Source organism: Sorangium sp. So ce385, assembly GCF_051474135.1.
Classification (GTDB): domain Bacteria; phylum Myxococcota_A; class Polyangia; order Polyangiales; family Polyangiaceae; genus Sorangium; species Sorangium cellulosum_D.
Genome location: NZ_CP150337.1, coordinates 6,293,013 through 6,316,982, shown reverse-complemented (window position 1 = coordinate 6,316,982; position 23,970 = coordinate 6,293,013). Strand labels below are relative to the sequence as shown.

Genomic DNA, 23,970 nt, shown 5'->3' with positions numbered 1-23,970 from the left:
CAGCCTCGCCCGGGCGCCGGGCGCGCGGGATCAGCCCGCGGCGTCGCGCAGCCGGTCGACGTCGACGCCCAGCCGGCCCGACGTGTCGTCGGCGGCCGAGACGACCCGCGCGCCCTGGAGGATGTCGCGCGCCATGAGCTGCGTAGAGAGGATGGCGCAGAACGCCATGTCATCGGTGTTGCTCATCGACTTGCCGCCGGTCTTGCGGCACTTCGCGATCAGCGACGCGACCGGCTGCGGCTGCCAGATGCCCGCGTCCTTGATGGCGTCCGGCGACAGGCACGCCTCGACGTAGTCCGGCGACCCGCCCCCGAAGAACGGCTGCACCACGGGCGCGCGGTACGGCTGCTTCTTCCGCGCGAGGACGCCGGGCGGCAAGAGGTCGCCCATCGCGCGCTTGAGCACGTGCTTCTCGTCGAGGGTGCGGAGCTTGAGCGCGTCCGGCAGCGCGTCCGCCACGTCCATCACGTTGGGATCGAGGAACGGGAAGCGACCCTCGACCGAGTTCGCCATCATCATGCGCTCGCCCTGCGAGGAGAGCAGGTAGCCCGAGAGCAGGGTCGTGATCTCCAGGTACTGCGCGCGCGCGAGCGGCGTCCAGCGCATGAAGTCCGCGGGCAGCTGCTCCCTCAGGCGATCGGCGGCCGCGGTGTCGGCGACGCCCTCGCGCATCGCGGGGTCGAGCATCAGCTTGATGCGGCTCGTGGCGTCCCACCGCGGGCGGTGGGAGTAGAACGGGTCGTCCGTCTGCGCGAGGTTCCGCCCGAAGAAGGCCTTCGCCATCTCGACCTGCGCGACGGGCGACCGCTGCAGGTACGGGTAGAGCCGGAGGAGGAGCTGGGGCCGGAGCTTGCTGTCCGGGTGGCGCGCCCAGAAGCGGCGCACGCGGTCCTCGCGGAAGATGTCGTAGCCGGCGAAGAACTCGTCGGCGCCCTCGCCCGTCAGCACCACGCGGTAGCCGCTCTGACGGACGAGGCGCGCCAGGATGAACAGCGGCGCCGGCGCGGTGCGCAGCAGCGGGGCCTCAGCGTGGTAGACGACATCCGGGAAGACCCCGGCGATGTCGGCGTCGCCGCACTGGATCGAGGCGTGCGACGTGCCGAGGTGCGCGACGGCGTCGCGCTGGTGCTCGGCCTCGTCGAACTCGCGCTCGGCGAACTCGACCGAGAACGTGCGCAGCGGCACCTCGCGGTTCGAGGCGATCAGCGCCGCGACGATCGTCGAGTCGAGGCCGCCGCTCAGGTAGCTGCCGACGGGGACGTCGGCGCGCAGGCGGATCGTCGAGCCGCCGCGGACCGCCTCGCGCACGCTCGAGACGAGCGCCGCCTCGTCGTCGACCAAGCCGCGCGTCCGCCCGACGGGGAACTCGGGCCGGAAGCGGATCGAGACGCGCGGCGCCACGTCGCGATCGAGATCGAGCGTCGCCACCGAGCCCGGCGGGATCTGCTGGATGCCCTCGTACGGGGTGAGCGGGGCGACCGGCGCCCAGAACGTCAGGGCCTCGTCGAGCCCGTCGCGGGAGATCGCGCGGGGGATGGTGGGGTCCTGGAAGAGCGACTTCACCTCGCTGGCGAACCGGAGGACGCCGCGGTGGACCGTCCAGAAGAGCGGGTTGATGCCGACGCGGTCGCGCGAGAAGAACGCGCGCCTCCGCTTCACGTCCCAGAGGACGAACGCCCACTGGCCGTTCAGCCGGTCGACCATGGCCTCGCCGTACTCGGCGTAGGCGTGGATCAGCGCCTCGGTGTCGCTCTTGGTCCGGAAGTGGTGGCCCTTCGCCGTGAGCTCCTCGCGGAGCTCGATGTAGTTGAAGATCTCGCCGTTGAAGCAGACCCAGAGCGTCTCCTCGGCGTTGGCCATCGGCTGCCAGCCGCCGTCGAGGTCGATGATCGACAGGCGGGCGTGGGCCAGCGCGACGTGGCGATCGCGGTAGATGCCGAAGCCGTCGGGGCCGCGGTGGCGGAGCGCCCGCGCCATCCTGAGGGCCAGGTCGCGGTCGGGGTTCGGCGCGTCGGAGCGTAGGTTGATCAGGCCGGCGATACCGCACATATCAGATGAGCTCGCTCTTCTTGACTTTGCCGCTCGCCGTCTTGGGGAGCGTGTCCATGAACTCGACGAACTTGGGCACGGCGACCTCGTCGAGCTCGGACCGCACCTTCTTGCGGACGTCGTCGGCCGTCACCGGGGCGCCCTCCGCCTTCACGACGGCGGCCTTCACCGCGACGCCGAGCACCTGATCCGGCACGCCGACGACCGCCGCCTCGACCACGCCCGGGACCTTGCAGATCACGGACTCGACCTCGAGGGGGCTCACCTTCTCGCCGCGGGTCTTGATGATGTCGTCCTTGCGCGCGACGAAGTAGAGGTACCGATCCTCATCCATCTTGAAGAGGTCGCCGGTGTGGAGCACGACCTCGCCCGGGAGGGGCCCCGGCCGGAGCGCGCGCGCGGTCGCGTCGGGGTTCTTCCAGTAGCCGCGCATCACGTTGGGCCCGCGCACGACGAGCTCGCCCACCTCGCCCGGCTCCGCCCGCGCGCCGTCCTCCCGCTCGATCCAGAGCTCCTCGTTCGGCATCGCGATGCCCACGGAGGACGGCCGCTCCAGCGCTAGCGACGGCGGCAGGTAGCAGACGCGCGTGCACTCGGTCTGGCCGTACATCGCGAAGAAGGCGACGTTCGGGAGGAGCTCGCGCAGGCGCAGGAGCTGCGGCGCCGGGAGCCCGTACGCGGCGTTCGTCATGTAACGGAGCGCCGAGAGGTCCGCCTTCGCGAAGTTCTTGAGCGACAGCATCGAGGCGAAGATCGTCGGCACGCCCGCGAAGCCGGTGGCGCGCTCGTCGGCCAGCTTCTGGACGATGGGCCACGGCATGGAGAAGCCCTTCTCGAGCACGACGGTCCCGCCGAACGCGTGCGTCACGAGCAGCTGGAAGAGCCCGTAGGTGTGCGACAGCGGCAGCACGCAGAGGATCACGTCGTCCGCCGTGTGCTCGAGGTACGCGCCGATCGCCGCGCTGCTGTTGCGGAGGTTCTGGTGCGTCAGCATGACCCCCTTCGACTCGCCCGTGCTGCCGCTCGTCCAGCAGAGCGTCGCGAGGTCGAGCTCGATCGCGCGGCGCTCGGGGGCCTCGCCCGGCGCGCCGGCCAGCGCCTCCTGGAAGTCGCGCGCCTCGGGCGAGGGGCCGGCCGCGGCGGCCGGGGGCGCGGCGCCGCTCAGGAACGTCGCCGCCGGCCTTGCGGCGGGCGGGAGCTCGGCCACGGCCGCGAGCCCCTCGCGCATGCTGCGCGCCGCCACGAGCGCGCGCGGCTCGGCGAGCTCCATGACCTGGCCGAGGCGCCGGGGTCGCATCGCGGTGCCGAGCAGCGACGGCACCCCGTCGGCCCGGAGCGTGCCGTAGTAGGCGACGACCGCGTCCACGCCGTTGTCGAGCGCGATCATCACGCGGTCGCCGCGCTGCACGCCGGACGCGCGGAAGAGGGCGGCGCAGCGGTCGGCGAGCGCGTCGAGCTCGCGGTACGTGAGCCGCCGCCCCTCGGAGACCAGCGCGACGTGGTCGGGGCGCGAAGCGGCGAACGATCGCAGCGCGGAGTCGATGAGGAAGCGATCCGAGCGCGGATCGCGGCGAGCGGTGTGCTGCGTGCTCATGCGCCCCCCGGGGGTGTTCTGGCTAGTTGCTGCTCTTCTTCCCGTTGACGTAGGTCACGAGCCGGGCGATCGAGCCGAAATTCTCCGGCACCATCTCCTCGTCGGCGACCTGGATGCCGAGGTCCTGCTCGAGGAACTGGACGATCTCGAGGACGGCCGTCGAGTCGAGGATTCCTTGATCGAGCAAAGGGACCTCGGCCCCCAGATCGGCGGTAGCGCCCCGGTATCCGAACGAGGTGACCAGGAAGTTGCGAATCGTCGATTCGATGCTGGAAGTGCTCATGGAGTTAATTTCTACGTCTATCACCCCCCAGGCTTACCTGTCGAGGGCACTCGGAGGAGCCGCGACCCGGTCCCAGCGCGCGGATCGCCCTGGGTCGCTGTTCATCGCCCTGAGGCGCCCTGAGGCGCCCTGAGGCGCCGTCACGCGCCCTGAGGCGCTGGCCGCCACGGGCTGGACGCTGCCGAGGTGAGAGTCGCGACTCGCGATCTCGTCGCGAGTCCGTCGTGGTCGTGAGGCGCTCTCGCGCGAGCGCGCCCTCCCGCTCACGTCGTTGTCGGCCTTGTCGGCCCCGCCGATCTCGCGGGCGCTGCCGGCCGTGTTTCCGGTCGGTTTCGCGCCCGGGGCAGCGCCGCCGGGCGCCCGTGTCGTGGGCGCCCGGCGCGCGGGGCGCGGATCGTCAGGCGTGCTCCAAGCCGCGGACGAGCAGCGGCTGCGCGTGGAGGTACTGCGCCACGCGGCGCTTCGCCTCGATGTCCTTGAACACGCGCTCGACCTGCTCGGGCGTGATGCCGACGGCGGACGCCGCCTCCGCGGCCGGCACCTTGTTGTTGTAGGCGTAGAGGCAGAGGTCCATCTTGTCGTAGGGGAGCGCGAAGTAGAACTCGTCCTGTCCCTGCGGCAGCGAGAACGTGTCCGTCGTCGGCGCGCGCCTGCGGATGTCGGCGGGGACGCCGATGTGCTCGGCGAGCGCGTAGACCTGGCTCTTGTACAGGTGCGCGATCGGCTTGAAATCCGCGGCGCCGTCGCCCTGCTTCACGAAGAAGCCCTGATCGTACTCGAGCAGGTTCGGCGTGCCGGCGACGGCGTAATTGAGCCTGTCCGCGTGGTAGTACTCCATCATCTTGCGGATGCGCTGCTTGAAGTTCGTCGCGGCGACGAGCTGCAGGTACGCGTTCAGCGGCATCCGCTTCACCCGCGGCTCCTCGCCGGGCGGCTGCGCCGTCAGCTGCGAGACGTTCAGCCGATCGCTCTCGAGGATCGAGGGCAGGGTGATCTTGAACTTCCAGCTCTCATTGTAGTCCGGGTAGACCATCCGGATCGCCTCGTCCTGCCGCTCGTAGCAGCGGAGGCCGGTGAGCGCGGGCTTGATGTTCTCGATGACCGACTCGATGCCGAGGTGCTCGGCGAGCATCTTGCCGAGCCGGAGCGCGTCGTCCGAGGTGTCGCGCTCGGGCATGAAGATGCCGAGCACCTTGTCCTTGCCGAGCGCGCGGGCGCACAGCGTCGAGACGACGGAGCTGTCGATCCCGCCCGAGATCCCGACCACGGCCCCGCGCCGCCGCAGCGTACCGAATACCTGATCCCGGATGGCCTGCTCGATCTCTTGCGCTACCGCCGGGGCATCGATCTTGAGGACGTCTCGCGAAAACATGGTTGGCATCCACCCTTTCAAAAAGATGGACCAGCGTATTCAAACGCGGCGCGGCAGGGAACCCCGTTCGCCGCGGGCCGCCGCAAGCCCGCGCGGCCACGAGGGAACGCCACGAGGGGACAGCGCGTCCGCCCCCGGCGCGCTGCTCCCTCCCGTCCGCTCGTGATGGTTCGGGCTCGCGGCCCGTTCGCCGCGCTCTGTCAGACCGCGGGCCGCGGCTCGCCGGTCGCGGAGAACTCGTTGGCCTCCGCGGCCAGGACCCAGAGCACCGCCATCCGGACCGCCACGCCGGCCTCGACCTGGTCGAGGATGACGCTCTGCTGGCCGTCCGCGACGCGCGGATCGATCTCCACGCCGCGGTTCATCGGGCCCGGGTGCATCACGATCGCGTCCGGCTTGGCGAGCGCGAGCCGGGCCGGGCTCAGGCCGAACGTGCGGCTGTACTCGCGCGTGCTGGGCAGGAAGCTGCCGCTCAGCCGCTCGCGCTGCACCCGCAGCATCATCACCACGTCGGCGCCCTCGAGGGCGGGCTCGATCCGGTCGTAGATCGTCGCGCCGAGCGACTCGCCCGCGACCGGCAGGAGCGTGCGCGGCCCGGCGAACCGGACCCGCGCGCCCATCGTGGTGAGCAGGTGCGCGTTCGAGCGGGCGACGCGGCTGTGGACGATGTCGCCGCAGATGGCGACCTCCAGCCCCTCCAGCCGCCCCTTGGCGCGGCGGATCGTGAACGCGTCGAGCAGCGCCTGCGTCGGGTGCTCGTGCGTGCCGTCGCCCGCGTTGACGACCGCGGCGCGCGTGCGCGCGGCGACGTGGTGCGGCGCACCCGACGCGCTGTGCCGGATGACGAGGACGTCGGGCTGCATCGCCTGGAGGTTCTGCACCGTGTCGAGCAGCGACTCCCCCTTGACGGCGCTCGAGGTGGAGACGCTGATGTTGATCACGTCGGCGCTGAGCCGCTTGCCCGCGAGCTCGAACGACGTCCGCGTGCGCGTCGAGGGCTCGTAGAACAGGTTCACGACCGTCTTGCCGCGGAGCGTGGGCACCTTGCGGACGCTCCGCCGGGAGACGTCGAAGAGCGACTCGGCGGCGTCCAGGAGGGCCACGATCTCGGGGCGCGTCAGCCCCTCGATGCCGAGCAGGTGTCGGTGCGGGTAAATCCTCCTCATGCGCTCGCTTACGTTCCTTCCGGGGGAGAGGGGGGCTCCGAGATCTTGGCGCCGGCGGCGGTGACGAGAGCCCAGAGCTCGCCAGCGCGCTCCACCACGTCGACGCGCTGCCCGGGGGCGAGCTCGACCGCGCGGACGATGTAGTCGGGGTGAATCGGCAGCTCCCGGCCGCCGCGATCGACGAGCGCGACGAGCTCGATCCGCTGCGGCCGCCCGTAGTCGAGCACCGCGTCGAGCGCCGCGCGGATGGTGCGGCCGGTGTAGATCACGTCGTCGATCAGCACGATGCGCCGGCCGTCGACGGGGAAGGTGATGTGGCTGGGGCCGATGCGCGGGTTCGGCAGGGCGGTCGCGGCGTCGTCGCGGTAGAGCGTGATGTCGACGGCGCCGACCGGCGGCGCCTGCCCCTCGATCTCGAGGAGCAGCGCGGCGAGCCGCTTGGCGAGCGGCTCGCCGCCCCGCCGGATCCCGATGAGCGCCAGATCGTCCACGCCGCGGCCGCGCTCGGCGATCTGGAGCGCGATGCGCCGCAGGCCGCGCCCGATGGCGGCCGGGTCGAGCAGAGCTTCCATGGCGCGGCGAGGGCTAGCACAGCGAGCGCCCTGCACCCAAGGGCCGCGTGCGCCGCCCGCCGGATCGCCCGCTCGCCCGCGGGGGCGCGCCGCCTTCGGGCCCTCGCGCGGCGGCGGGGACGAACGGCGCGGCGCCGCCGCGGCGCCGACGCGGTCAATCCGGCTGGTGGAGGACGCGCTGGGTGCGCTCGAGGAAATAGAACCGCTCGAAGCCCGCGCGCTGGAACGTGAGCGCGCCGAACGCGTTCACGGCGATCGCGGCCACGCCGAGGGCGTAGAACGGCGCGCCGAAGCGGCGGCCGCCGACGGCGATCATGGCGAAGAGGAACGGGGCGAAGTCGTTGGAGAAGCGGTAGCCGAACTGGATCCAGCCGCTGTTCTGGTAGAAGAGGCTCGGCAGCGCGACCGCGGCCGCCGTGGCGGCGAGCGCCCAGAACACGGGCGGCGTGCGCCGGGGCCAGAGCGCCCACGCGTAGATCGGCGTCGTCACCCAGAGCGCGAGGCCGTGCGCGTTGATCTGGAAGGGCGCGCCCTGCGCGTGGGTGTACGGCAGGCTCGTGAGCACCACCGCGAGGTTGCGCGGCAGGTAGTGGTACGAGAAGAGCCCCCACTTCTCGATCCGCGCGCGCCAGGCGATGTGGAGGTACCGGTGCCCAAACTCGACCGCGTCGCCGAACCGCGCGCGGTTGTGCCAGAGCAGCGCGGCGAGGACGAGCGCCGCCGGCGCGGCGAACAGGGCGAGCCGGCGGGCGAGGGCGCGCGGATCCGACCGGCCGACGCGGAGCGCCTCGCAGAGGAACAGGGGCAGGGCGAAGCCGAGCGGCGTGCGGGTCGCGAAGCCGAGGCCCAGGGCGAGGCCCGCGGCGAGCGGGTGGGCGGCGTCGAGCGCGCAGTACAGGTAGATGCACGCGAGCGCCACGCCGACGACGTGCGCCGCGAACCACACCGTCCCTTGCACGGCGCTGAACCAGTAGACGCTCCCGAACGCGAAGAGCAGCGCGAGCGCGGCGTTCTCGGCCTGCGTGCGGCGGCTGCGCCGCGACGCCGAGAGCCTCTCGAGCGCGAGGAAGAGCACGGCCGGGCCCACGCCGGCGAACGCCAGGAAGAACTGCCCGTCGCGCACCCGCTCGGCGCTGCCGGCGAGCTTCACGAGCGGCGCGATGAGCACGGCGGGGAAGGGGGGAAAGCTGACGTAGGTGCGATCGCCGAACAGGGCGAAGTCGTTGCCGCCCGCGTACGCCGGCGGCGGACCGCCGAGGTCGAGGCGGCCGTGCAGCCACGCCTCGGCCAGCAGGGCGTAGTGGTTGAACGGCGTGTGGACCGCGAAGAGCTCGCGCGAGGCGCTGGCGCCGTACACGATCGTCACCAGCGCGTAGAGGGCGAGCGCGATCGCCGCGCGCCGGCTCGCCCGCGGGGCCTCCCCCGAAGGCTCCGGTCGCTCGCCGGCGGCGCCCGCGGCGGGGATCTCGGGCGTGGCGCTGCGGTTCATGCGGGGGCGACGCTACCACGCGGCCCCGCTCCGGCGGCGGCTCGCGCTCGGTCTTGCGAGCCAACGCACCCCGCGCTAAACGCTCCGCTTTCACTGGCCCGGAACCCATGTCCCAGATCGCCGTCTCCGCCAACGACATCGACATCTCCGGCCTCTCGCTGGACATGCCGCTTCCCGCCGAGTGGCTGAGCGCAGAGCTCGCCGACGCCGACGTCGCCGGGCGCGCGCCCGGCCACCTCACCGCCCGCCTCTCCCGCACGGGGAACGAGATCGTCGTGCGCGGCCGCGTCAAGGCGCCGGTCGCCACGCCGTGCGCGCGGTGCCTGTCGCCCGCCGCGCTGGACATCGACGCCGAGCTCTCGCTCCTCTTGCGTCCGGCGCCGAAGGCCGAGGCCCACGGGCACGGCCACCGGCGGGACGACGGCGGCCGCAACGGCGCGGCGAAGGCGGGGGCCAAGGCCAAGGAGCCCGAGTACGAGTTCACGGCCGAGGAGGCCGACGTCGACACGTACGACGGCGAGACGGTGGTGCTCGATCCGTTCATCCGGGAAGCCATTCTCCTCGAGATGCCGAACTTCCCCTTGTGCTCGGAGGCTTGCCCGGGTATCGGTCCTGCCGCGTCCCGAGAGGACCGCGAAGGCGGCTCCTCGACCCTCGCCGGCGGGGCGGCGGAGGAGGACGAGGCTCCAGGCCTCGACCCGCGGCTCGCGCCGCTCAGCGCGCTCCGAGAGAAGCTCGGACAGAAGCCCGGCGGCTCTGACCGGCGCGCGCAACCTGCCTCGACCCCCCCGGCCAAGGCCGGGACACCGAAGAAGAAGACCAAGAAGGAGTAGCTCCGTGGCCGTCCCCAAGAGGAAAACCACCCCCAGCAAGCGCGACATGCGGCGCGCCAACCACGACAAGGTGACCCCCGTCCAGCTCGTCTCTTGCGAGAACTGCGGGGAAGCCCGGCTCCCGCACCGCGCCTGTGGCGCCTGCGGGCACTACAACGGGCGCAAGGCGAAGGCGACCAAGGCGACCGCGGCCACATGACCGGGGCGGGTGCGCGGACGCCGGGGCGCGCCATCGCTGCGCCCGCGCACCCGGGCGCGGCGCCGGACCACGCGGGCGCGGCGCCGAACCACGCGGGCGTGCGAGGGGGCCTCGCATGAGCGCCGCGCGGCCGAAGAGCCGCATCCTCGGGACGGGCAGCTACGCGCCAGCCCGGGTCCTGCACAACACCGATCTCGAGAAGATCGTCGACACCTCCGACAGCTGGATCAGCGAGCGGACCGGGATCCGCCGGCGCCACATCGCCGCCGAGGGCGAGCTCACGAGCGACATGGCCGCCGCCGCCGGGCGCTCCGCGCTGGCAGCGGCCGGGCTCTCCGCCGCCGACCTCGACATGATCATCGTCGGGACGATCAGCGGCGACAGCCCGATGCCCGCCTGCGCCGTGCACGTGCAGCAGAAGCTCGGCGCCCAGGAGATCCCCTCGTTCGACATCTCGGCGGCCTGCGCGGGCTTCGTCTACGGGCTCACCATCGCCGATCAGTTCATCTCCAACGGCGTCGCCCGGAACATCCTCGTGGTCGGCGTCGAGCTGCTCTCGCGCATCCTGAACTGGAAGGATCGCACGACGTGCGTCTTGTTCGGCGACGGCGCCGGCGCGGTCGTGCTCGGGCCTGCGTCCGGCGACGGCAGGGGCATCGTCTCGACGCGGATCTTCAGCGACGGCGGGCTCGCGAGCTCGCTGGTCATCCCGGGCGGCGGCACGGCCGAGCCGCTCACCGCCGAGGGCATCGAGCAGAACCGCAACAAGGTCCACATGGTGGGGCAGGACATCTTCAAGGTCGCCGTGAAGAACCTCTCCAGCGCCTCGTTGATCGCGCTCGAGACGGCGGGCATGTCGGCCACCGACGTCGACTGGGTCGTCGCGCACCAGGCGAACCTGCGGATCATCAGCCAGGTCGCCGCGCGGCTCAGCCTCCCGCTGGACCGGTTCGTGCTGAACATCGAGGAGTACGGCAACACCTCGAGCGCCTCGATCCCGATCGCCCTCGACGAGGCGGTCCGCGACGGGCGCATCAAGCCGGGTCACAACGTCCTGTTCTGCGCGCTCGGCGCTGGCATCTCCTGGGGCGCGTCCGTCGTCCGGATGTGAGGGGGCCATGCGCGCGCGCCGGCGTCGGGGTCGAGATCTGCGCGTCAGGGCGGCTGAGCTCGCCCGGCGCGCCGGCATGAGCGGGGATCTGAGCGGCGCGCGCGCGCCCGCCCCGTGACGTGGTTCGGGGACGGACCGACGTCCGCCTCCCCCGCTTGGAAGTGAGGACAAACGTGAAAATCGCTTGGCTGTTTCCAGGGCAAGGGGCGCAGGAGGTGGGGATGGGCAAGGCCCTCGCCGAGGCCTCGGCGGCGGCGCGCGGCGCGTTCGCGCGCGCGGACGCCGCGCTCGGCGAGCCGATCTCGCGGCTCTGCTTCGAGGGGCCGATGGAGGAGCTGACGAAGACGAGCAACACCCAGCCCGCCATCGTCGCCACGAGCTGTGCCGTCGCCGCGGCGCTCATCGAGCACCTGCCCGACCTCGAGCCGCCGCTCTACGCCGCCGGCCACTCGCTCGGCGAGTACAGCGCGCTGGTCGCCGCCGGCGCGCTCGAGATCGAGGAGGCGGTGCGCCTCTGCCGGATCCGCGGCGCCGCGATGCAGGAGGCCGTGCCGCAGGGCGAGGGGGCCATGGCCGCGCTCATCGGGCTCGAGCAGGACGTCGTGCTCGCGATCTGCGCGGAGGCGGCGCAGGGCGAGGTGGTCGCCCCGGCGAACTACAACGGGCCGGGGCAGATCGTGATCGCCGGCCACAGCCGCGCGGTGGCGCGGGCCGGCGAGCTCGCCGTCGCCCGCGGCGGCAAGGCGATCCCGCTCAAGGTGAGCGCCCCCTTCCACTGCGCGCTGATGCGGCCCGCGGCCGACCGCCTGCGCCCCGAGCTCGAGCGCACCCAGCTGAGGCCGCTCGCCTTCCCGGTCATCGCGAACGTCGACGCGGCGCCGAACGCCGATCCGGAGCGGGTGCGGTCGCTCCTCCTGCGCCAGGTCGACGGCACCGTGCAGTGGATGCGGACGATCGAGCGCATGGCCGAGGACGGCGTCACGCACGCCCTGGAGATCGGCCCTGGCAAGGTGCTCGCCGGGCTGGTGAAGCGGATCACGAAGCAGATCAAGGTGCTCAGCGTGAGCGACATGGCGGGGATTGAGCGCGTGAGCGCGTTCCTTTCGGAGGCATAGGCATCGATGTTCGACCTTACGGGCAAAGTTGCGATCGTCACGGGTGGATCGCGGGGGATCGGGCGGGCTGCGTCGGAGGCGCTGGCGGCGCAGGGGGCGCACGTGATCGTCAACTACGTGCGCGGCGAGGCCGAGGCGCGCGCGCTCGTCGAGGCGATCACCGCGCGCGGCGGCAAGGCCGAGGCGCTCGGCTTCGACGTCGCGGACCTGCAGGCGACCGAGGCCGCCATCGCCGAGGCGGCGAAGCGCCTCGGCCGGCTCGACATCCTCGTCGCGAACGCGGGGATCGCGATCGACGGGCTGCTCCTGCGGATCAAGGAGGAGGACCTGGATCGCCTCTTCGCCGTCAACGTCAAGGGCTCGATCGCGTGCGCCCGGGCCGCGACCAAGGTGATGATGCGCGCGCGCACGGGGCGCATCGTCTTCCTCTCCAGCGTCGTGGCCGAGATGGGCAACGTGGGCCAGGCGGCGTACGCCGCGACGAAGGCGGCCCTGCTCGGCGTGACGAAGTCGCTCGCCCGCGAGTACGCTGGGCGCGGCATCACCGTCAACGCGGTGGCGCCAGGCTTCATCGACACCGACATGACGACGACGATCAGCGCTGAGATGAAAGAGGGGCTGACGAAGATGGTCCCGCTCGGGCGTACGGGCCGGCCGGAGGAGGTCGCCGCGGCGATCACATTCCTGTGCTCCGACGAGGCCAGCTACGTGACGGGGGAGACGCTGCGCGTCAACGGCGGCATGTACGTCTGAGCGCGCTCGTCGGGGAGATGTCGGCAGCCAGCCAGGCGTCCGCTCGGCGGCAAACCAGGCGCACACGAAAAAGACGGTCGCAGGTAATTCGATGGTGCAACGCCCATGGCGATGGGCTACTAGGGGGTCCGTTTTCCCGGGAGGAATACCATGGCTGAAGGTCGCGACATCACGGCCGAAGTAAAGCGAATCATCAAGGAACAGCTCGACGTCGACGAGAAGGACATCAAGCCTGAAGCGAGTTTCATCGACGATCTGGGCGCCGATTCGCTGGGCCTGGTGGAGCTTGTCCTCGCGTTCGAGGAGGCGTTCGAGATCGACATTCCGGACGAGGACACGGAGAAGATCCGGACCGTCCAGGATGCGGTCGACTATATCGAAAGGAATGCCAAGAAGTAGCGTCCCCACCGCCCTACCGGACGCGGCGTCACCATGGAGGTGAGATGGCGCGTGAGCCGGCGAAGGGTCCGCCCCTCGCCGATGCACGTGTCCTCCCCTCTGTGGTGGCGCTAGGGCAAAAAGAGCCATGGAACGCGTTGTCATCACCGGCATCGGGCTCGTTACGCCCAACGGCATCGGGACGCAGGCCACCTGGCAATCGTTGCTGGCTGGCCAGTCCGGTATCGGACCCATCACCCTCTTCGACGCGAGCGCCTTTCCGACGCGCTTCGCGGGCGAGGTGAAGGGGTTCGTCCCGGAGGAGTACATCCCCAAGAAGAAGGTGAAGGAGATGGGCCGCTTCGCCCAGCTCTCCATCGCCGCCTCGCAGCAGTGCATGAAGGACGCGGGGATCGAGCTCACCGAGGAGGACCGCGACCAGTGCGGCACCTTCATCGGCGTCGGCCTCGGGGGCCTCGAGTACCTGTTCCAGCACTCGATCACGCTGCACGAGAAGGGCCCTCAGAAGGTCAGCCCCTATTTCATCCCGACGGTCATCGCCAACCTCGCCGCGGGACAGGTGGCGCTGGCGCTCGATCTGCGGGGCGCGAGCTACTGCAACACGAGCGCGTGCTCGTCGAGCGCGCACTCGCTCGGCGAGGCGTTCGAGTGGATCCGCCGCGGGCGCTCGCACATCATGCTCACGGGCGGCGCCGAGGCGACGATCACCGGCCTCGGCATCGGCGGGTTCTGCGCGATGTTCGCGCTCTCGCGGCGCAACGAGGAGCCGCAGCGGGCGAGCCGCCCCTGGGACAAGGGGCGCGACGGCTTCGTCTGCTCCGAGGGCGCCGGGTCGCTCCTGCTCGAGTCGCTCTCCCACGCGAAGAAGCGCGGCGCGAAGATCTACGCCGAGGTCGTGGGGTACGGCGCCTCGTGCGACGCGTACCACATCACGAAGCCGGCCCCCGAGGGCGCCGGGGCGCAGCGCGCGATGAAGATGGCGCTCGATGACGCCAGGCTCGCGCCGGACGCGATCGACTACATCAACGCCCACGGCACCTCGACGCCCCAGGGCGACATCGAGGAGACCCGGGCGATCCTCAAGCTCTTCGGCGATCACGCGGCGTCGAAGCGCCTCTGGGTGAGCTCGACGAAGTCGGCGATGGGCCACCTGCTCGGGGGCGCCGGCGGGGTCGAGGCGGCGGTCTGCGCCCTCGCGCTGCATCACGGCGCGGTGCCGCCGACGCTCAACCTGGACGACCCGGATCCCGAGTGCACCCTCGACTACGTGCCGTTCACGGCCCGCGAGCGCCGCCTGAAGCACGTCATGTCGAACTCCTTCGGCTTCGGCGGGACGAACGTGTCGCTCGTGCTCTCCCAGTTCGAGGGCTGAGCGCGCGCCGCGCCGGATGGCTCGATGAAGTGCCCATTTTGCGGCCACCTGGAGGACCGGGTCATCGACTCCCGCGCCGGCGGCGCGGGCGACGTGATCCGCCGACGGCGCGAGTGCGCCTCGTGCGAGCGCCGGTTCACGACCTACGAGCGCGTCGAGGACATCCTGCCGACGGTCGTCAAGAAGGACGGCCGACGGGAGACGTTCGACCGGCAGAAGCTCGTGCGGGGGCTCCGCATCGCCTGCAACAAGCGGCCCGTGTCCACCGACCAGATCGAGGCCATCGCCGACGCGATCGAGCGCGAGGCGCAGGAATCCGAGCGGCGGGAGATCCTGTCGACCGAGCTCGGCGAGCGGGTGATGAACCACCTGCGGGCGCTCGATGAGGTCGCCTACGTCCGGTTCGCCAGCGTCTATCGTTCCTTTCGGGACATCGACCAGTTCATGGTCGAGCTTGGCAAGCTTGTGAAGGCCAAGGCGCCCTAGTAGATCCGGCACTTCGATGTCTGCGAAGCTCCCCACCCCCGATCCCGAGTTCGACGCCGCGATGATGCGCCTCGCCATCGAGGAGGCGCACAAGGCGATGCCGTCGCCGAACCCCCCGGTCGGCGCGGTGGTGGTGAACACCGCGGGGGACGTCATCGCCGTCGCGCACCACGCGCGCGCCGGCGAGGAGCACGCCGAGGGGCTCGCGCTCGCGATGGCCGGGGACGCGGCGCGCGGCGGGACGCTCTACGTGACGCTGGAGCCGTGCAACCACGAGGGGCGCACGCCGCCCTGCGTGGACGCGGTGCTGAGCGCCGGCATCAAGCGCGTCGTCATCGGCGCGCCCGATCCGAACCCGGGGGTGGTCGGCGGCGGGGCGCAGCGGCTCAGCGACGCAGGGCTCGCCGTCGAGCTCGGCGTGGCCAGCGCCGAGGCCCGCGCGCTGATCGCGCCCTGGACCAAGTTCATCACGACCGGCATCCCCCACATCGCGCTCAAGCTCGCCCTGTCGCTCGACGGCCGCATCGCGACCCGCACGGGGGCCTCGAAGTGGGTCACCGGCCCGGAGGCGCGCGCCAAGGTGCAGGAGCTCCGCTCGCGCCACGACGCGGTGGCGATCGGGATCGGCACCGCGCTGGCCGACGACCCTCGCCTCACCCTGCGCGAGGCGGGGCTCGCGCCGGGCGGGCGGAGCCCCATCCGGCTCGTCTTCGATACGCGGCTCCGGCTGCCGCTCCACACGCGCCTGGCGCAGACGGCGCGGGAGGTGCCGACGTGGGTGCTCACGGGCGCCGACGCGCCCGAGGCGGCCGAGCAGGTCCTCGTGGACGCGGGCTGCGTCGTCCTGCGCGCGCCGACCTCGGCGGAGGGCCGGGTCGACGTGACCGCCGCGATGCGCCTCTGCGCCTCGCAGGGGATCGTCTCCATCCTCGTGGAGGGCGGCGCCGAGCTCGCCGGCAGCCTGCTCGCGTCGCGCTTGCCGGACGAGCTCCACGCCTTCGTCGCGCCCATCCTGCTCGGCCCCCGCGGCCGGCCGGGCGCGGTCGACTGGGCCGGCCCGGACACGCCGGGGGACGCGCCCCGGATCGTCGATCCGCGCTGGGAGCTCTGCGGCCGCGACGCGTACGTCAGCGGCCCCCTGGCTTTCCCGGCGCGCAGCTGACCGGGGCGCGGGCGCGGCTCAGCCCGTCGCCTCGGCGCCGCGCTTCTGCATCTTCCGCTGGACGATGCGCTTCTTGAGCGTGCCCATCCGGTCGATCATCAGCACGCCGTCGAGGTGATCGAGCTCGTGCTGGATGGCCACGGCGAGCAGGCCGTCGGCCGCGATCTCGAACGTCGCCCCGTCGCGCCCGCGGGCGCGGACGCTGACGCGATCGGCGCGCTTGATGTCCTCGCTGATGCCGGGGAACGACAGGCAGCCTTCGGGGCCGACCTGCTGCCCCTCCTGCCGGACGATCTCCGGGTTGATGAACACGAGGAGGTTGCTCGGCTCGTTGTCGGAGGCGACGTCGACGAGGAAGATGCGGTGTGGCTCCCCGATCTGCGTGGCCGCGAGGCCGACGCCGGGCGCGGCGTACATGGTCTCGGCCATGTCGTCGATAAGCTTGGTGATTTCGGGGGTGATGTCCCCGACCGGCTGCGCCTTCTGTCGCAGGCGCGGGTCGGGATAGTGGAGGATGGTGCGGATGGCCATGGCTGTTCAACAGCATAACCTCCGTTTCTCGCCGGCGCCCGTCAAGACGTTCTCACCTGGCGCTGGAGACTCGTGCGCTCCTCGCCCGCTCTTGCCCGCTCCTTCCCCGCTCTTGCCCGCTCTTGCCCGCTCTTCCCCGCGCTTGCCGTGCTCGCCCGTGACGGCGCCGGCCGGCGGAACTAGCGGTTTCGCCGGAACGAGGTCGACGTGTCGACGGTGAGCCCGCGGGACTGGAGATCTTCCACGATGTCCGGCACCAGCCCGGAGGGGTGGAACGTCCCCTCCAGCGCGCCGCCGGCGGCCGTCCGCTCGACCACGAACGTGAACACGTCGCGGATGGCGATCTGCCCGTTCTCGACCGCGAGCTCGGCCATGCGGAGCACGCGGTGGCGGCCGTCGCGGAGCAGGGCGATCTCGATCGCCAGGTCGAACGACGACGCCAGCCACTCGCGCGCCGCCTCCGGCGTGATCCCCGGGCGGGTGGCGGCGATGTCCGCAGGGAGCCGCGTCACCGCCTGGCGCAGCGTGGGCGCCCGGGCGGCCGCGAGCACGCCATCCATGCCGCCGCCGATCGCGTCGACGATCTCGGCCGCGACGTGGCCCGAGAACGAGCTCACCACGACCCGCTCCGGCCGGAGGCGCACGGCCGCCTGCACCGCCCGCGTCCGCTCGGCCGCCGTGCTGCCGAGCGCGATGGACAGGGTGTTGGGCTGATCGAGCGCGAGCTCGTCCTCGTCCTGGAGCACGACGAACCGATCGTCGGGCTGCGCCGCGGCCGCGAGCGCGCCGAGCAGCCAGCCCGTGCCGGCGTCCCGCGTCCCGGTGACGAGCAGGTTGCCGCGCCCGATCACGCACTGGGAGAGCAGGACGGCCATCGCGCGCGAGATCGTCCCGTTGCGCACCAGGTCCTCGAGCGTGACGTCGGGGCGCTGCGGCTTCCGGATCACCAGCGTGGAGGTCGCCGCCGGCGGGAGCACGGCGAAGAGCCGCCGCCCCTGCGGCAGCGTCCGCTCGACGAAGCGCGCGTCCGGCTCGAGCGGCTGCCCGGCCATCGCGCAGAGCCGGCGGATGACGCGGTCGACCGCGCGATCGCTGCTGAACCCGACCTCCGTGATGGCGCGCCGGCGCCCGTGCATCGCGATCACGTGGTCGTGGCGGAACACCTGGATCTCGCCGACCTCGGCGTCCTCGAGCAGGCGATCGAGCGGGCCGAGCGTGAGGAGCTCCCGCTGCGCGTCGGCGATGAGCGCCTCGGCGTCGACCTCGGCGGGGAGCTCGCCCGCCGCGCGCATCGCCTCCGCGGCCGCGGCGACGGCCTGCTCGATCCGCTGGGCGAGCGCGCCGTCCGGCGGCGTCCCGTCGTCGAGCGGCGTGAGATCGACGAGGTCGGCGAGCCGCTCCACGAGGCGCGCGAGCGCCCTGCGGTGCGCCACGGCCTGCGCCGAGTCGCCTTGCCCCCGGTCGACCCGGTCCGAGACGGGCGGGATGGCGCGCCGGCTGGGGATGGGGACCACGCTGGGGTGGACGGCGACGTTCGCGGCGCCCTGCGCCGGCGCGGCGACGCTCGGGCCGCCCTGTCCCGGCAGCGGCGTCGCGGTCGGGTAGGGGCGCGCCATCTGCGTGGTCGGGTGGACGGGGGGCGCCACGGCGCGGCCGTCGCGCGCGCCTGGGGCGTTCGGCGTCGCCGGAGGGATCGGCAGGGGCGGAGGACCGGACGCGCCGACGTGCGAGCCCGGCGCGATGGGCGGGCGAGGCGAGGGGATGCGCGGCGGGCCGGGGACGGGCGCGGCGGCGTCGACCGACTCGTCCGGATCGTTCTCGAGCGGGAAGTGGCTGATCACGCCCTGGCTGGTGCGCGACGGCTCGCCCTTCTCGTTGATCAGCGGCAGGGGCGCCGACCGGTGCAGCCCCTTCTCGGCGGACGGCGGCGCGCGGTCGGCGAGGTGGGCGGGATCGCCGGTGCCCGTCTCCTCCGGCACGCGCGCCGGGGGCGCCGTGCTGTCCGGGGGCGCCGTTCCGGCCGCGGCCGTCTCGATCCGCAGCACGAAGTCGCCGATGTAGATCTTGTCGCCCTCGCGGACGATCGTCGCCTGGGCGATCTTCCGGCCGTTGACGTATGTGCCGTTCGTGCTCTTGAGGTCGGTGACGATGAAGCGCCCGTCGCGGAAGAGCAGGCGGGCGTGCCGCTTCGACACGTTGCCCTTCGGCAGCATCAGGTCGTTGCCCTGCACGCGACCGACGTTGATCTCTGTCCGGTCGAAGGTTTCGCGGCGCTCCGCGCCCCCTTTCTCGCTGATGATCACCGAGAACATCTCGTCGCCTCGCGGGGCCAGGGCGGAGGTGAGACCCGATGCCCTCGCCACGCCATACGAGCAAGCTCGAACAGACATGTCAACGAGATGCCTTCGGATCGTGCTCCCGGGCGGCGAGCGGGCGCGCGGGGCTCGGCTCGCGCGCCCGCGCCGGCCGCGCTCAGCGGGGCGCGGCGCAGGGGGCGCTCGGCGAGGCGCGGCGCAGGCGCCGCTCAGCGGGGCGCGGCGCAGGCGCAGGCGCCGCGCGGAGGCGCCGCTCGAGCGAGCCGCACCGCGCCACGCGCGCAGGGGGGCACGCCGGCGGCGCGACGCCGAACAGCCTGAGCCAAGGCGGGCCGGCGGCGCGACGTTCGCGGGAGGTCGCCGGCCCTGCGACATCTCGATGGCCGCGTCCAGGGGCGCGAGGCGATCTCGCGAGCCGTGTCCAGGGGCGCGAGGCGATCTCGCGAGCCGTGTCCAGGGGCGCGAGGCGATCTCGCGAGCCGCGTCGAGGGCGCGACGCCATGCGCGGGGCGACGCACAAGGCTCTTCGATAAGAGCGCAAATCTTGACAGCCGCGCGAATCCTGCTTCGCACCGCGCGGCAACCCCGTGATTGATCGTGGTTCCGTACTCGCCGTCAGGATCTGCTGTACGGCGGGGCATTCTCGTCGGAAGCGGCTGCAAGGAGGGACTGCCGGTGAGGCGGTGCGGCCTCGCGCAAGCGTGGGTCGGACCATCATCGCTGCTTGACCTTGGCGCATCGGCCCGTTTACGTTGGCGCCCGCTCGGACCGGGGAGAATCGTCGAAGTCGCCGCGCATGCACATCAACCAGCGGCTGGGCAGCCGCCCTGCGCAAGCTGGATTTGTCTACGAGGGGGGTTTTGCTGCAAGCAGCCAAGCCCGCATCGGAATCATGGGAGCCGCGGCCGCAGCCGCGGCCTCCTCCCGACTCCCAGCCTGCGCGCCTCGGGTATCGACGAGCTCTGAAGTGGAGGAAATATGGCAGTTGGCAAGGTTAAGTGGTTCAACGACGAGAAGGGTTGGGGCTTCATCAAGCAGGAGACTGGCCCCGACGTCTTCGTTCACTATTCGCAGATCAACGGGGAGGGGCGCCGCCGTCTGTTCGAGGACGAGACCGTTGAATTTGAGATCAAGGAAGGTCCCAAAGGTCTCCAGGCGGTCAACGTGATCCGCGCCACCGCCTGAATTTCCTCCTGACCAGCGCCCCACCGGACTGCCAGCGCAGCGCCCCCCGCTGCGATCGAACCACCCCACCTCCGAGCCCGATCATGTCGCGCCCGCACGGCGGGTTCTTCGCGCGGCGGATGAGCTGCGCGCGGCGTCCGGTGGGGCGCTCGGCAGAGCGCCTCGTCCCGCGGGGCGCTCCGCCGAGCGCGGGGTGCGCTCACCGCTCGGGGACCGGGACCTCGCGAAACGCCTCTTGACCCGGGACGAAGCGGTGGGAGGTGATGCCCTTGATCGCCCCGGCGTCGTCGACCTCGTAGACGTTGAACCCGGCCATCCGCTCGTCGCTCTCGTGGAGCAGCGAGGCGCTGGCGGCGCCGACGGCGTCGATGTGACCCCGATCGGTGTGCAGCTTCCGGTGGATGCGGCGGTGCAGGTGCCCGTGCAGCAGCAGGCCGCGGCTGACGTGCCGGAGCAATCGCCCCTCGGCCGCAGCGTCGCCCAGGCCCTCCAGCAAGGTCTTCGCCCGGCTCGCCGGGTTGTGGAAGGGGTGGTGCTGGAGCACGATCGGCGTCCGCCGCCGCACCTCCGGGTGCGACAGCACGCGCTCCAGCGCGCGCAGCTGGACCGGGCCGAGCCGCCCCGAGGCGACCAGCGGCGGGCGGGGCCAGGCGGTCGACAGGCCGATGAACGCCACCGGCCCGCGCAGGTGGACGAAGGGGAACGCGGAGCCCCCGCCGTCGCCGCCGGCTGCGCCGTCGTCGCGCTTCGCCGCGTCGTCGAGCGGGAGGTCGGAGCGCAGGTACGGCGCGAAGTACTGCGAGAACCGCTGCGAGCGGTGCGCGCCCTTCGTGTACGCGTCGTGGTTCCCCGGGACGATGCTCACCCGCTCCGGAGGGAGCCCGAGATCGCGCTGCAGGAAGCTGCGGACGAGGACGAACTCCCGCTCGAGCGCGAGGTTCGACACGTCGCCCGTGATGACGACGTGGTCGATGCCGAGCCGCCGGATCTCCTTCGCCGCCGCGTGCACCGCGTGCGGCTTGTGGATGGCGCGGCGCCGGAAGCGGATGTTGATATAGCCCGTGAGCCGCTTGTTCAGCAGCCGGAACGGGATGGCCCCCTCGAGGGACAGGAGGTGGAGATCAGAGAGGTGCGCGATCCTCACGCGCGCAGTATGGGCCCATCCGGCGCGGCGGCCAACCATCGCGCCGGCTCATCGCGGGCGCCCCGCGCGAGGGCGCCGCGCGCGTCGGCTCGGTCAGGCGTCGCGCGCGCAGCGGAAGCCGCGCCACGCGCGGCGGCTGGTCGGCAGGTCGTGCCCCCGCGCGGCGCCGCGCAGCCACGGCCGACCCAGGATGTAGCTGCCGCCCCGCAGCACGCGCTCCTCCCCCATGTCGGGCCCCCGCGGATCCTTCGCGCTGCCGCTTGGATATTCGGGATGGTAGTAATCGGCGACCCACTCCTCGACGTTGCCGGCGAGATCGTCGATGCCGTCGGGGGTCCGCCCGGCGACGAGCGAGCCGACGGGAGCGAGCTCGAGGAAGCCGTCGCCGTCGTCGAGCTCGTCGAACGAGAGCTTCCCGTGGTTCGCGTGGAACGGGTTGTAGACATGGCCCCACGGGTAACGACGCCCGGCCGCGCCGCGCGCGGCGCGCTCCCACTCGGCCTCGGTCGGCAGGCGGCCGCCGGCCCACGCGCAGTAGCGCTGCGCGTCGCTCCACGAGACGAGCACCACCGGATAGTCCGGCCGATCGAACCGCTGCCCGCCGGACGCGTAGGGAGGCTCGGTGCAGAGTCCGGCCGAGACGCACCGGCGGTAGCTGGCGACGGTGACCTCGGTGCGATCGATCCAGAAGTCCGACAGGTACACCTCGTGAGGCACGAGCTCGTTCGCGAAGCTCGCCTCGGTCTCGTCGACGCACAGATCGCCGCCCGGCTCGAGCTTGCAGAGCGTCACCGCGTGCGCGATCTCGACCTCGCTCGAGCCCATCGTGAAGCTGCCCGCGCGCACGAGGACCGCGGGCGGGCCGGGCGCGCGCAGCGCGACGACGCTCGCGGGCGAGCGCGCGCCCTGGCCGCCGGCGCTCGCCGGGAGCGCGGCCTCTGCGCTCGCCGGCAGGCGCGGGGCGCGTCGCGCGCGGCCAGGAGCCGGCTGCGGCTGAGGAGGCGCCCCCGGCGCAGGGGCGGCCGCGCCGACCATGGAGACTGCGAAAATCGAGGCCAGCGTGGCCAGCACGAACAGAGCCGCCGGACGCATGTCGCAGGCGTAGCATGCTCCAGGCTCGCGGACTGTTTCCGCCTTGTCCGACCGCGCCCGACCGCGACCGCGGCGGCGCGGCCCTGTCGTCTGGGACATCGCGGGCGCGGGCCGGCCGCCCCGCGGGGCCCGGCGTCGCGCGGCGCGCGTCACGCGCGTCACGCGCGTCACGCGTGGAAGCGCGCGCGCGACGCGCCGCAAAAGTGCGCCGGACGCCGAGGAGCGATAGACTCGAGGGGCTCGATGTCAACCCTTATGGACAACGGCAACACGGTGAGCGCGGAGCTCGACGCCGCGGTGATCGAAGAGCTGCGTGAGGCGTTCGAGAGCGGAGAGCTCGTGCTCTGCGTCGGGGGAGGCATCTCGGCCGCGGCCGGGCTGCCGACGTGGCGCCAGCTCGTCGACCTGCTCGTCGAGAGGGTGCGCGAGCAGGTCGGCGACGAGGTGATGACCGCCGAGGTCGCGTCGCTCGCGTGGTCGCAGCGCTACAGCGAGGCGCTCGCCGCGGCGGAGCACGCGCTCGGCGCGGCGGAGTTCAACGCGTTCGTGGAGGACGCGCTCGACGACGAGGGGCTCGAGCCGCCGCGCATCGCGCTCGCGATCGCCGCGCTGCGGGACAGGCTGCGCGCGGTGCTCACCACGAACCTCAACCACCTGCTCGAGCGCGCCTTCGGCCCCGAGTGGGACACCCTGTGGCGCGTCACCGACGAGGTCGCGTGGCGGCGGCGGTTCATCCTCAAGCTGCACGGCACGCTGAAGGAGCCGGGCAGCTGGGTGTTCGCGCGCGACCGCTTCCTCGCGTCGATCGCGGACCCGGACGTGCGCAGGTCGCTCACGGCCGTGCTCTCCAACTGCCCCGTGCTCTTCATCGGCTTCGGGCGCGCCGACGGCAACTTCGACGAGATGCTGTCCGACATCCACGCGCTCTCGGGCAGCTCGCCGCCGCCCCGCTTCGTCATCATCCCGAGCGCGAGCCTGACGCCGCTCCGCCGCGCGACGCTCGTCGGCATGGGGTTCTCGCTCCTGCCCTACGACACCTCCGACGGCAGCCACGACCAGGCGCTCGCGATCCTCGAGCGCGTGAGCGCGCCCCGCCCGCGCGGGGCGCCGCCCCGCTCCCGCTCCATCGTCCCGCCGCCGATCCCCGACCTCGAGCTCCCGCCGTCGTCGTCGCCGCTCGGCTTCCCGTCGTACGATCTCCCGCCCGACTCGGCGGCGTACGACGACACGGTCACGATGCCGGGGGCGCTCGACCCGCCGCGGCGCGAGCGGGTGTCCGAGCCTCCGGCGAGCCCCATCGAGGTGTTCTTCTCGTACTCGGAGAGCAACCGCGAGCTGCGCGACAAGCTCGAGACGCACCTCGCCATCCTCAAGCGCAAGGGCGTCATCCGCGGCTGGCACGACGGCGAGATCGGCGCCGGCGAGGAGCGCGACCGGGCGCTCGCCGAGCACCTCGAGACCGCGAAGGTCATCCTCCTGCTCATCAGCGCCGATTTCCTCGCGTCGGACTTCTGTTACGACGTCGAGATGCAGAAGGCGATCGAGCGCCACGAGCGGGGGGAGGCGCGCGTCATCCCGGTCATCCTCGACGCCTGCGACTGGGAGGGCGCGCCCTTCGGCAGGCTGGCCAGCCTGCCGCGGGGCGGGCGCCCGGTGACGAGCTGGGTCAACCAGAGCGAGGCGTTCACCGACATCGCCAAGGGCATCCGAAAGCAGGTCGAGCAGCTCACCCAAAACCCCCCGTAGGC

General features: G+C 72.3%; 22 protein-coding genes. 11 read left to right on the top strand and 11 right to left on the bottom strand.

Translation table 11 applies throughout. The annotated features are described in order from the left end of the window. Positions 1 to 30: 30 nt before the first annotated feature. The 7 genes from asnB to WME83_RS23005 all read right to left on the bottom strand — a co-directional run bounded on the left by asnB (position 31) and on the right by WME83_RS23005 (position 8,525). On the bottom strand, positions 31 to 2,049 hold the full coding sequence (asnB, locus tag WME83_RS23035) for an asparagine synthase (glutamine-hydrolyzing) (RefSeq protein WP_437321433.1): 2,019 nt from the start codon (positions 2,047 to 2,049) through the stop codon (positions 31 to 33). A 1-nt stretch (position 2,050) separates the two neighbouring features. Next, positions 2,051 to 3,643: a class I adenylate-forming enzyme family protein gene (locus WME83_RS23030; RefSeq protein ID WP_437321432.1), complete on the bottom strand. Its 1,593-nt coding sequence runs from the start codon at positions 3,641 to 3,643 to the stop codon at positions 2,051 to 2,053. Positions 3,644 to 3,665: 22 nt separating this feature from the next. Beyond that, entirely contained in the window at positions 3,666 to 3,926 is a 261-nt protein-coding gene (locus WME83_RS23025; RefSeq protein WP_020736522.1) for an acyl carrier protein, read from the bottom strand. Positions 3,927 to 4,323: 397 nt separating this feature from the next. Then, positions 4,324 to 5,298 carry an NAD(+) synthase gene (gene nadE / locus WME83_RS23020; RefSeq protein WP_437321431.1) on the bottom strand — a complete coding sequence of 325 codons (975 nt, stop codon included), beginning with the start codon at positions 5,296 to 5,298 and terminating at the stop codon, positions 4,324 to 4,326. Between the two features lie 200 nt (positions 5,299 to 5,498). After that, the gene (locus tag WME83_RS23015; RefSeq protein WP_437321430.1) at positions 5,499 to 6,464 is read right to left on the bottom strand and encodes an aspartate carbamoyltransferase catalytic subunit; all 966 of its coding nucleotides are present in this window, start codon (positions 6,462 to 6,464) and stop codon (positions 5,499 to 5,501) included. Positions 6,465 to 6,472: 8 nt separating this feature from the next. After that, entirely contained in the window at positions 6,473 to 7,036 is a 564-nt protein-coding gene (gene pyrR, locus WME83_RS23010) for a bifunctional pyr operon transcriptional regulator/uracil phosphoribosyltransferase PyrR (protein ID WP_020736519.1), read from the bottom strand. A gap of 154 nt (positions 7,037 to 7,190) precedes the next feature. After that, positions 7,191 to 8,525: a hypothetical protein gene (locus tag WME83_RS23005; RefSeq protein ID WP_437321429.1), complete on the bottom strand. Its 1,335-nt coding sequence runs from the start codon at positions 8,523 to 8,525 to the stop codon at positions 7,191 to 7,193. A 107-nt stretch (positions 8,526 to 8,632) separates the two neighbouring features. On the opposite strand from WME83_RS23005, the gene WME83_RS23000 reads away from it, so the two are divergent. The 9 genes from WME83_RS23000 to ribD all read left to right on the top strand — a co-directional run bounded on the left by WME83_RS23000 (position 8,633) and on the right by ribD (position 15,955). Beyond that, entirely contained in the window at positions 8,633 to 9,358 is a 726-nt protein-coding gene (locus WME83_RS23000) for a YceD family protein (protein ID WP_437321428.1), read from the top strand. A gap of 4 nt (positions 9,359 to 9,362) precedes the next feature. Next, positions 9,363 to 9,557: a 50S ribosomal protein L32 gene (gene rpmF, locus WME83_RS22995; protein WP_020736516.1), complete on the top strand. Its 195-nt coding sequence runs from the start codon at positions 9,363 to 9,365 to the stop codon at positions 9,555 to 9,557. Positions 9,558 to 9,672: 115 nt separating this feature from the next. Beyond that, positions 9,673 to 10,668: a beta-ketoacyl-ACP synthase III gene (locus WME83_RS22990; protein WP_437321427.1), complete on the top strand. Its 996-nt coding sequence runs from the start codon at positions 9,673 to 9,675 to the stop codon at positions 10,666 to 10,668. Between the two features lie 173 nt (positions 10,669 to 10,841). Continuing rightward, positions 10,842 to 11,783 (top strand): ACP S-malonyltransferase, encoded by a 942-nt coding sequence (gene fabD / locus WME83_RS22985; protein WP_437321426.1) that lies wholly within the window; start codon positions 10,842 to 10,844, stop codon positions 11,781 to 11,783. Positions 11,784 to 11,789: 6 nt separating this feature from the next. Next, entirely contained in the window at positions 11,790 to 12,536 is a 747-nt protein-coding gene (fabG, locus tag WME83_RS22980; RefSeq protein ID WP_437321425.1) for a 3-oxoacyl-ACP reductase FabG, read from the top strand. A 150-nt stretch (positions 12,537 to 12,686) separates the two neighbouring features. Then, positions 12,687 to 12,935, top strand: coding sequence for an acyl carrier protein (gene acpP / locus WME83_RS22975; RefSeq protein ID WP_020736512.1), 249 nt, complete (start codon positions 12,687 to 12,689; stop codon positions 12,933 to 12,935). A 127-nt stretch (positions 12,936 to 13,062) separates the two neighbouring features. Next, the gene (gene fabF, locus WME83_RS22970) at positions 13,063 to 14,307 is read left to right on the top strand and encodes a beta-ketoacyl-ACP synthase II (RefSeq protein ID WP_437321424.1); all 1,245 of its coding nucleotides are present in this window, start codon (positions 13,063 to 13,065) and stop codon (positions 14,305 to 14,307) included. A 24-nt stretch (positions 14,308 to 14,331) separates the two neighbouring features. After that, positions 14,332 to 14,793, top strand: coding sequence for a transcriptional regulator NrdR (gene nrdR / locus WME83_RS22965; protein WP_061625365.1), 462 nt, complete (start codon positions 14,332 to 14,334; stop codon positions 14,791 to 14,793). Between the two features lie 16 nt (positions 14,794 to 14,809). Next, positions 14,810 to 15,955, top strand: coding sequence for a bifunctional diaminohydroxyphosphoribosylaminopyrimidine deaminase/5-amino-6-(5-phosphoribosylamino)uracil reductase RibD (ribD, locus tag WME83_RS22960; protein WP_437321423.1), 1,146 nt, complete (start codon positions 14,810 to 14,812; stop codon positions 15,953 to 15,955). Positions 15,956 to 15,973: 18 nt separating this feature from the next. Here ribD and def read toward each other — a convergent pair whose 3' ends face one another. Next, entirely contained in the window at positions 15,974 to 16,486 is a 513-nt protein-coding gene (def, locus tag WME83_RS22955) for a peptide deformylase (RefSeq protein ID WP_020736508.1), read from the bottom strand. 179 nt (positions 16,487 to 16,665) lie between these two features. After that, complete coding sequence (locus tag WME83_RS22950; protein ID WP_437321422.1) at positions 16,666 to 18,798, bottom strand: ATPase, T2SS/T4P/T4SS family; 2,133 nt, start codon at positions 18,796 to 18,798, stop codon at positions 16,666 to 16,668. Between the two features lie 981 nt (positions 18,799 to 19,779). Between WME83_RS22950 and WME83_RS22945 the strand changes: the two genes are divergently transcribed. Continuing rightward, complete coding sequence (locus tag WME83_RS22945; RefSeq protein WP_012236438.1) at positions 19,780 to 19,986, top strand: cold-shock protein; 207 nt, start codon at positions 19,780 to 19,782, stop codon at positions 19,984 to 19,986. 199 nt (positions 19,987 to 20,185) lie between these two features. On the opposite strand, the gene WME83_RS22940 is transcribed toward WME83_RS22945, so the two are convergent. Further along, positions 20,186 to 21,130 (bottom strand): metallophosphoesterase family protein, encoded by a 945-nt coding sequence (locus WME83_RS22940; RefSeq protein ID WP_437321421.1) that lies wholly within the window; start codon positions 21,128 to 21,130, stop codon positions 20,186 to 20,188. 93 nt (positions 21,131 to 21,223) lie between these two features. Further along, on the bottom strand, positions 21,224 to 22,222 hold the full coding sequence (locus WME83_RS22935; RefSeq protein WP_437321420.1) for a formylglycine-generating enzyme family protein: 999 nt from the start codon (positions 22,220 to 22,222) through the stop codon (positions 21,224 to 21,226). 243 nt (positions 22,223 to 22,465) lie between these two features. Between WME83_RS22935 and WME83_RS22930 the strand changes: the two genes are divergently transcribed. After that, positions 22,466 to 23,968, top strand: coding sequence for an SIR2 family protein (locus tag WME83_RS22930; RefSeq protein WP_437321419.1), 1,503 nt, complete (start codon positions 22,466 to 22,468; stop codon positions 23,966 to 23,968). Positions 23,969 to 23,970: the final 2 nt, after the last annotated feature.

Coding starts and splice junctions, on each gene's coding strand:
- def (WP_020736508.1), bottom strand. CDS start 16,486: ATGGCCATCCGCACCATCCTCCACTATCCCGACCCGCGCCTGCGACAG.
- WME83_RS23005 (WP_437321429.1), bottom strand. CDS start 8,525: ATGAACCGCAGCGCCACGCCCGAGATCCCCGCCGCGGGCGCCGCCGGC.
- asnB (WP_437321433.1), bottom strand. CDS start 2,049: ATGTGCGGTATCGCCGGCCTGATCAACCTACGCTCCGACGCGCCGAAC.
- WME83_RS23030 (WP_437321432.1), bottom strand. CDS start 3,643: ATGAGCACGCAGCACACCGCTCGCCGCGATCCGCGCTCGGATCGCTTC.
- WME83_RS23015 (WP_437321430.1), bottom strand. CDS start 6,464: ATGAGGAGGATTTACCCGCACCGACACCTGCTCGGCATCGAGGGGCTG.
- fabF (WP_437321424.1), top strand. CDS start 13,063: ATGGAACGCGTTGTCATCACCGGCATCGGGCTCGTTACGCCCAACGGC.
- WME83_RS22930 (WP_437321419.1), top strand. CDS start 22,466: ATGTCAACCCTTATGGACAACGGCAACACGGTGAGCGCGGAGCTCGAC.
- WME83_RS22935 (WP_437321420.1), bottom strand. CDS start 22,222: ATGCGTCCGGCGGCTCTGTTCGTGCTGGCCACGCTGGCCTCGATTTTC.
- WME83_RS22950 (WP_437321422.1), bottom strand. CDS start 18,798: ATGTTCTCGGTGATCATCAGCGAGAAAGGGGGCGCGGAGCGCCGCGAA.
- fabG (WP_437321425.1), top strand. CDS start 11,790: ATGTTCGACCTTACGGGCAAAGTTGCGATCGTCACGGGTGGATCGCGG.
- pyrR (WP_020736519.1), bottom strand. CDS start 7,036: ATGGAAGCTCTGCTCGACCCGGCCGCCATCGGGCGCGGCCTGCGGCGC.
- ribD (WP_437321423.1), top strand. CDS start 14,810: ATGTCTGCGAAGCTCCCCACCCCCGATCCCGAGTTCGACGCCGCGATG.
- WME83_RS23025 (WP_020736522.1), bottom strand. CDS start 3,926: ATGAGCACTTCCAGCATCGAATCGACGATTCGCAACTTCCTGGTCACC.
- nadE (WP_437321431.1), bottom strand. CDS start 5,298: ATGTTTTCGCGAGACGTCCTCAAGATCGATGCCCCGGCGGTAGCGCAA.
- WME83_RS23000 (WP_437321428.1), top strand. CDS start 8,633: ATGTCCCAGATCGCCGTCTCCGCCAACGACATCGACATCTCCGGCCTC.
- WME83_RS22945 (WP_012236438.1), top strand. CDS start 19,780: ATGGCAGTTGGCAAGGTTAAGTGGTTCAACGACGAGAAGGGTTGGGGC.
- acpP (WP_020736512.1), top strand. CDS start 12,687: ATGGCTGAAGGTCGCGACATCACGGCCGAAGTAAAGCGAATCATCAAG.
- nrdR (WP_061625365.1), top strand. CDS start 14,332: ATGAAGTGCCCATTTTGCGGCCACCTGGAGGACCGGGTCATCGACTCC.
- WME83_RS22990 (WP_437321427.1), top strand. CDS start 9,673: ATGAGCGCCGCGCGGCCGAAGAGCCGCATCCTCGGGACGGGCAGCTAC.